At 46.1% G+C, this 6757-nt stretch carries 7 protein-coding genes and 1 pseudogene; 7 read left to right on the plus strand and 1 reads right to left on the minus strand.

Annotated elements, in window-relative coordinates; translation table 11 throughout:
* Positions 1-20 precede the first annotated feature (20 nt).
* From Q0081_RS22785 to Q0081_RS22810, 6 genes and pseudogenes are all read left to right on the plus strand, one after another.
* Positions 21-1242: pseudogene (locus Q0081_RS22785) on the plus strand (MFS transporter).
* Positions 1243-1405: 163 nt separating this feature from the next.
* On the plus strand, positions 1406-2137 hold the full coding sequence (locus tag Q0081_RS22790) for a sugar phosphate isomerase/epimerase (protein WP_298359067.1): 732 nt from the start codon (positions 1406-1408) through the stop codon (positions 2135-2137).
* Positions 2138-2181: 44 nt separating this feature from the next.
* The gene (locus Q0081_RS22795; protein WP_298359070.1) at positions 2182-2397 is read left to right on the plus strand and encodes a hypothetical protein; all 216 of its coding nucleotides are present in this window, start codon (positions 2182-2184) and stop codon (positions 2395-2397) included.
* 104 nt (positions 2398-2501) lie between these two features.
* Positions 2502-2822: a substrate-binding domain-containing protein gene (locus Q0081_RS22800; RefSeq protein ID WP_298359089.1), complete on the plus strand. Its 321-nt coding sequence runs from the start codon at positions 2502-2504 to the stop codon at positions 2820-2822.
* Between the two features lie 106 nt (positions 2823-2928).
* Positions 2929-3480, plus strand: a complete 552-nt coding sequence (locus Q0081_RS22805) for a gluconate 2-dehydrogenase subunit 3 family protein (RefSeq protein WP_298359072.1) — start codon at positions 2929-2931, stop codon at positions 3478-3480.
* 53 nt (positions 3481-3533) lie between these two features.
* On the plus strand, positions 3534-5252 hold the full coding sequence (locus Q0081_RS22810) for a GMC oxidoreductase (RefSeq protein ID WP_298359075.1): 1719 nt from the start codon (positions 3534-3536) through the stop codon (positions 5250-5252).
* A gap of 112 nt (positions 5253-5364) precedes the next feature.
* Here Q0081_RS22810 and Q0081_RS22815 read toward each other — a convergent pair whose 3' ends face one another.
* Entirely contained in the window at positions 5365-6468 is a 1104-nt protein-coding gene (locus tag Q0081_RS22815) for an ISAs1 family transposase (RefSeq protein WP_298359078.1), read from the minus strand.
* Positions 6469-6550: 82 nt separating this feature from the next.
* Here Q0081_RS22815 and Q0081_RS22820 point away from each other — a divergent pair, with 82 nt between their 5' ends.
* The gene (locus tag Q0081_RS22820; RefSeq protein ID WP_298359080.1) at positions 6551-6688 is read left to right on the plus strand and encodes a hypothetical protein; all 138 of its coding nucleotides are present in this window, start codon (positions 6551-6553) and stop codon (positions 6686-6688) included.
* The last annotated feature ends 69 nt before the right edge of the window (positions 6689-6757 follow it).

A 6757-nucleotide genomic window follows, 5' to 3' on the forward strand; every position in this document is an offset into this window, starting at 1 on the left:
TCCTGATTTCTGTACTTATCATGCATCAACCTTCCGTTAAACGTTTGCTTAGTGTACCCGTTCTAGTAGCTGCCTTAGGCTATTTTGTCGATATATATGACCTACTCTTATTTGGCATCGTTCGTATCCCGAGTTTACGCGACTTAAATGGATGCCCAGGTTTCTTCAGTTGGCGCTTCCATTCTCAACTGGCAGATGACAGGTTTGCTATTCGGCGGCATTCTCTGGGGTATGCTTGGCGACAAAAAGGGGCGATTATCCGTCTTATTTGGTTCAATACTTACCTACTCGCTGGCCAACATCAGCTGTGGTTTGGTTGAAGAGGTGGGTACTTACAAATTGCTACGCTTTATAGCCGGTGTGGGCTTAGCTGGCGAATTAGGCGCCGGAATTACGCTAGTGTCTGAAATCCTGCCAAAACAGCTTAGAGCGCTGGGTACATCATTGGTAGCTGGTATTGGATTACTGGGGGCTGTTGTCGCCTACTTTACAGCCGAATACGTAACCTGGCGTACCGCTTATTTCGTTGGAGGAGGCCTGGGTGTAAGCCTGCTAGTGATGCGGGTTGGCGTCTTTGAATCCAATACCTTTCAGCAGTTACAACAACAGAAACATGTGAAACGGGGAAGTTTTATTTCCCTATTTACCAATATGGACCGGTTGGGTCGGTATTTGGCGTGCATTGGGATTGGCTTTCCTACCTGGTTTGTGATCGGTATCCTAACCACCTTCAGCAATGAGTTTGGTCAGGCCAAGGGTATCGTAGGCGAGATTCAACCAGGCTTAGCCATTATGTGGTGCTACGTCGGGTTAGCCTTGGGGGACTTTGCCAGTGGGTTGATCAGTCACCAGCTACGATCTCGCAGGAAAGCCGTCCTGTTGTTGATGCTCGTAGCCTTGGTCGGGTGTATCCTATATTTATTTATCCCTGTTCAATACGCCCGTAGTTTTTATGGCCTATGCCTGATGATGGGCGTCGGCATAGGGTATTGGGCACTGTTTGTGACTATTGCGGCTGAGCAGTTCGGTACCAACCTGCGGGCAACAGTCACCACGACCGTTCCGAATATGGTACGGGGAAGTGTCGTAGGTATGACGGCTTTGTATGGCGCACTAAAGTTGCCCTATGGTATCCTTCAGGCCGGGGCTTGGGTTGGTCTCCTATGTTTTATAGTTGGTTTTACATCGATTCTGGTTATTTCAGAAAGTCATAACCGGGAACTGGATTTCTTGGAAAAGTAACGAATCACTTAAACAATAAACGGACGAAACAATGAATTTTTTTCTTACTTTATTAACCCTCCTGACGGGTGTATGGTCAACTAGACTTCCCGTCGAAACGCCACCTCCCAAACCTTTATACACCTTTCCCATCGGTATTCAGGCCTATACCTACCGCCACAGTATGGCTAGAGATGTTGCAGCCACGCTGGATACGATTCAAGCTTTAGGGGTAACCGAGATGGAAGGAGAGATCCCTGCCGGTCTAACCGCTGATATGTATAAGTCGATGCTGGCTCAACGCCATATTCGACTGGTATCAACCGGGACCAGTTATACGCAACTCATTAATGAGCCTCAATCGGTGATTCAACAGGCGAAAGCGTTGGGCGTTTCATTTGTGATGGTACCCGTTATACCTCACCCAAAAGGACAGTTCACCTTGGAAATTGCCCAAAAAGCTGCGATCGATTTCAATCGAGCGGGTAAGGCATTAAAAGAGGCCGGGCTCACCCTGTGTTATCACAATCATGGATTTGAGTTTCAGCCATTTGAACGAGGTACTTTGTTTGACTATCTCCTGCAGCATACCGATCCAGACTATGTTTCGTTTGAGATGGATCTTCTCTGGACGGTGCATCCTGGTCAGGACCCAGTGACCTTACTCCACCGGTATGGTAACCGGTTCAAGTTGATTCATTTGAAAGATTTGCGTCAGGGCGTAATCGGAAACTTGAGCGGCAGTACAGAGCTAACCAATGATGTAGCACTGGGGACGGGTCAGGTCAACTTGGTTGAAGTACTACGGGCCGCCAAAAAAGCGGGTGTGCAACATTATTTCATTGAAGACGAAAGCCCCATCTATTCTAAACAAGTTCCCAAAAGCATTGTCTATTTAAAAAGCCTAAAAGAATAAAGTTCAGATGGCTTGCGAACTGAACCATTTGAATGAAGAATCCGATGAATAGACGTACAGCGGTTAAAGCGCTTATCATAGCCAGTAATGGGTTGATTGAATGGCCTCAATGGGCTAATGTCAGGCTAATTCAAACCATTCGAAAGCCTCAATCTTACCTATCGCTGGGGCAGCGTGAAATCTTGGCCAATATGGCTGAAACTATTATTCCGACAACCGAGACGGGTAAGCCTATTATCGCAGTTATCACAATCAAGTGATTCAATTCATAAAGAATTTGGCTCAACCCTGAAAATAGACTGATGCCCCGAAATGCGTATTTTTGTATTCAAAAACAAAGCTATGCAAATACGCTCTCAATATGATGAGTTTGCCCGAACCTCCCGATGGAATTTTAACCATGAGCGATCGTATTGCGTTTTCAACGATGTATGCACTCAAACAAAAAGGAGTAAAAATACCTGAGGATGTGGCCTTGGTAAGTTTCAACAACGAACCCACCTGTATTTATCTTTCGCCATCGTTAACCAGTGTCAATCAGGCAATTCAGGAAATGGGAGCGCAGGCTGTAAGGTTGCTTATTAAACAATTAGAATCAGAACATGATACACCTGAGACAGTTATCCTAAATACGCAGTTGATGGTGCGTGAGTCTTCGATGCTGTCGAAGAAAAAAGTGGGATGAAATGTCCAATTTTTTATTTTATTTTGAATGGGTAATTAGAACCGACTGAATTACTTTATAAATAATACGACTAACCGAGAACAATTCACAGTTAACGATACAAAAAATGCAACGACGTTCCGCATTAAAGAACCTCACGATGGCCTTTGGTGGGCTGTTAAGTCTCCCAGGCTGGACCTCAGGCTGGACTCCCGAATCCATTGGCTACTTTTCGAACCTGTCTCTCAGTGAAGAAGACACGTTGGCTGAAATCGTAGAAACGATTATTCCTGAAACATCCACTCCTGGGGCAAAATCGCTCAAAGTACATCAGTTTGCCATGCGCATGATCAATGATTGCTACGGAGAAACCGCTCAAAAAGGACTGAAACAAGGCTTGGCAATTACCGACGATGCAGCCAAACAGGCCTACGGAAAAACATTCACAGCCATAGAACCCAAACAACGGCTGGATGTCCTTAAAAAGATGGCAGCATCTACCGAACCTTCGACCAAACAGTTCGTGAATATGATCAAAGGACTGACGATTCAAGGGTACCAAAATTCTGAATACGTGATGGTCAACATTCAGAAATACAACATGGCACCGGGCTTTTATCACGGATGTGTACCCATTGCAAAAGCGCCGATAAAAGCGGAGAAAAAAACAGATCGGTAAAAAAGTATTAGCGGTAACTCCTTACTCAATACTTACTACTCAATACTAACATTATGTCTTATTTAAATATAGATTCCATCAAAGACCGCACGTTCGACGCCATCGTAATCGGCTCGGGCATTAGTGGTGGCTGGGCAGCTAAAGAACTGACCGGCAAAGGATTGCGCACACTCGTACTCGAACGCGGGCGTGATGTAAAACACGTCACTGATTATCCAACCACCATGAAAAATCCGTGGGAGTTTGACCACTTGGGACAAATGCCCAAAGCTGTCAAAGATGCCAATCCTATTGTTAGTAAATGTTATGCATTCAACGAAGATGCAGCGCATTTTTTCGTAAAAGACGCCGAGCATCCTTACGTTCAGGAAAAACCGTTTGACTGGATTCGGGGCTATCAGGTAGGCGGAAAATCGCTGCTGTGGGCGCGTCAGACGCAACGTTGGTCAAAATATGATTTTGAAGGCCCCGCCCGCGATGGTTTTGCGGTAGAGTGGCCCATCAGTTATGACGAAATTGCACCTTGGTACAGTTACGTAGAAAAATTTGCGGGAATCTCAGGAAACAAAGACGGATTACCGCAACTGCCCGACGGAGAATTTTTGCCGCCACATGAGCAATCGTGCGTGGAAAAATACTTCAGTCAGCAAATGGCAAAGCACTACAACGGTGCCCGTCCTATTATTATCGGTCGGTGTGCGCACTTGACCAAGCCCAACCAAATTCACTACGACCAAGGACGCGCGCAGTGCCAAAACCGTGCATTGTGTCAACGCGGCTGTCCTTATGGCGGCTATTTCAGCAGCAATGCCTCCACCATCCCTTGGGCGCAGCGCAGCGGCAAAATGACTTTGAAGCCCGATTCAGTGGTTCATTCCATTATTTTTGATGACAAATTGAACAAAGCGACGGGCGTACGGGTCATTGATGCCAAAACCAAAGAAGCGACCGAATACTACGCAAAGATTATTTTTGTGAACGCAGCCGCGTTGAATACCAACCTGATTCTGCTGAATTCAAAATCCAACCGTTTCCAAAACGGACTGGGCAACGACAGCGGCGTATTGGGTAAATACGTAGCTTTCCACAACTACCGCACGAGTATTTCGGGTGAGTATGACGGCTATTTGGATACGACCACCGAAGGTATCCGCCCCAACAGCAGTTACATTCCCCGTTTCCGTAACGTATTCAAACAGGAAACCGACTTTTTACGTGGCTACGCGGCAGGTTTCGGTGCTGACCGTGTGACCTACAACGACCGCTCGGGCATGGGCGACGAGTTGAAAAACGGCCTGACCCAAAAGAAATACGGCAATTGGCGGGTGGGCTCGCACATCATGGGCGAAACCATTCCAAAAGAAAGCAATTACGTGGCGCTTGATTCCCAATTGACTGACCCTTGGGGAATTCCACAGTTGAAAATTTCGGTCAGCTACGACGAGAACGACGAGAAAATGGTCAAAGATTTTCACGACCAATTGACGGAGATGTTTACCAAAGCAGGGTTTACCAACATCAAAACCCATGACGTAACCAACAAAGCTCCGGGGCTTGATATTCACGAAATGGGTGGCTGTCGCATGGGCAAAGACCCTAAAACATCGATGCTGAATAATTTCAATCAACTTCACGCCTGTAAAAACGTGTTTGTGACCGATGGTGCCTGCATGACTTCAACCTCCACGCAAAATCCGTCATTGACATACATGGCACTCACTGCCCGCGCGACTGACTACGCTGTGAAGCAATTGAAGGCGAAGAATTTGTAACGTATAGCGTTGGTCGAACAACCAACTAACAGTTAATCAATTATGAGTAAGGAACGGGGCTGAATCCCGTTCCTTTTTTTTGTATTTTCAACTAATTGTTAGGGTGATTGCATCAAGTGTTAAGTTGGTTTAACAGGGTTTTAAGGTAAGCATCGTCGCGAGCGGCTTTCTTTCGCTTACGAGCCAAACTCATTTCAGTCGGCTCTCGCTTTAAGAGAGCTAAACTCAATTTGCGAACTGTTGTCAGGTTGCGCGGAGCAAAGTCCTTCCGAACCCGGCAGGCATCCTCATCAAAAGTCACGTCCAGGTGCCAATGTAATTGATTCTCAATGCTCCAGTGATGGCGAATGTATTGACCCATATGAGCCGCAGTACAGCCCGATAAAGAACTGATATAGAACCGTTTATTTGCCTCAACTTTGTCCTTTATCCACCGTGTGGCCTCCACACAAACTACGCTTTTTAAGCCTGCCCAATCCTTAGCGACATCCAACATAGACAACTCATCACTCACCCAGACCACCCGCTTCTCACCCCGACCATGACCTAAATCGCGGCTCACATGATTCGGTAAGCTAGGTCTTACTCGCTCAAAATGAGCGACTACCTGCTCATACAATCCATCCTGATTGGCTTTCAGCCCGATTACATAATCGGCTTTTTTATCCTCCACAATCAACTTGGTGATGGTTTTCTGACACCCAATGGCATCTATGGTCACGACACTACCACTGATATTCAATGGGTTAATTACTTCTGGTATGGCTTTAATCTCGTTGGTCTTCTGGGCAATCTGTCTTTGTGCTAAGCACATCCGTGCGCCTTCAGCCCACACACTCACGATCTGGACATTCGCTTGTTTGCTGGGTTTGCTCCGCGTTCCCCGAAGCTGTTTTCCATCCACAATCAGGTGTTTGCCCGCTAACAAACCCACAATATTTTTTCCCCACTGAAACAAAACAGCGTCGAGTTGGTCGGGGTCAATAAGTCGGAAGACTCGATTTAGCGTGTCGTGCGAAGGAATACCGCAAGGCAGTTCCAAAAATTCTTTCAGAAGTGGATATTTATCGACTGCATAGTCATGGACTTCTTCAAAGCCTTCACAATCAGCTAAATATCCACACAAAACAATCATGACAATGTCCGATAGGACGTGATAACAGCTTCCGTCCCGGCGAGGGTCGTCCAACTCAAAGAAAAATTCAGCTACATTCATTTCCCAAAGGTCGGGCTAACTTACCACTTCATGCAATTGCCCTAAGCAATTAGACAAGGCGGTTGAAACCCATTCCCAAAATGTGAAAGCGATTCAGGCCGAATTAGAAAAAGAATTGAATACCTCTATGAGTTCCGATACGGTCAAACGCTTTTTAAAAAAAAATAATTTTCATGGCGACGCATCCGTCGCTGTACGCATCAAGGCCAAAACAAAGTAGAGTATGCCGACAAATATGAACGCTGGAAACTGTTACTAACATTGTGGTTATTAGGCTATATAGAGCGGT

The sequence above is a fragment of the Runella sp. genome, from assembly GCF_027484545.1.
Classification (GTDB): Bacteria; Bacteroidota; Bacteroidia; order Cytophagales; family Spirosomataceae; genus Runella.

Coding starts and splice junctions, on each gene's coding strand:
- Q0081_RS22810 (WP_298359075.1), top strand. CDS start 3,534: ATGTCTTATTTAAATATAGATTCCATCAAAGACCGCACGTTCGACGCC.
- Q0081_RS22790 (WP_298359067.1), top strand. CDS start 1,406: ATGGCTAGAGATGTTGCAGCCACGCTGGATACGATTCAAGCTTTAGGG.
- Q0081_RS22795 (WP_298359070.1), top strand. CDS start 2,182: ATGAATAGACGTACAGCGGTTAAAGCGCTTATCATAGCCAGTAATGGG.
- Q0081_RS22805 (WP_298359072.1), top strand. CDS start 2,929: ATGCAACGACGTTCCGCATTAAAGAACCTCACGATGGCCTTTGGTGGG.
- Q0081_RS22815 (WP_298359078.1), bottom strand. CDS start 6,468: ATGAATGTAGCTGAATTTTTCTTTGAGTTGGACGACCCTCGCCGGGAC.
- Q0081_RS22800 (WP_298359089.1), top strand. CDS start 2,502: ATGAGTTTGCCCGAACCTCCCGATGGAATTTTAACCATGAGCGATCGT.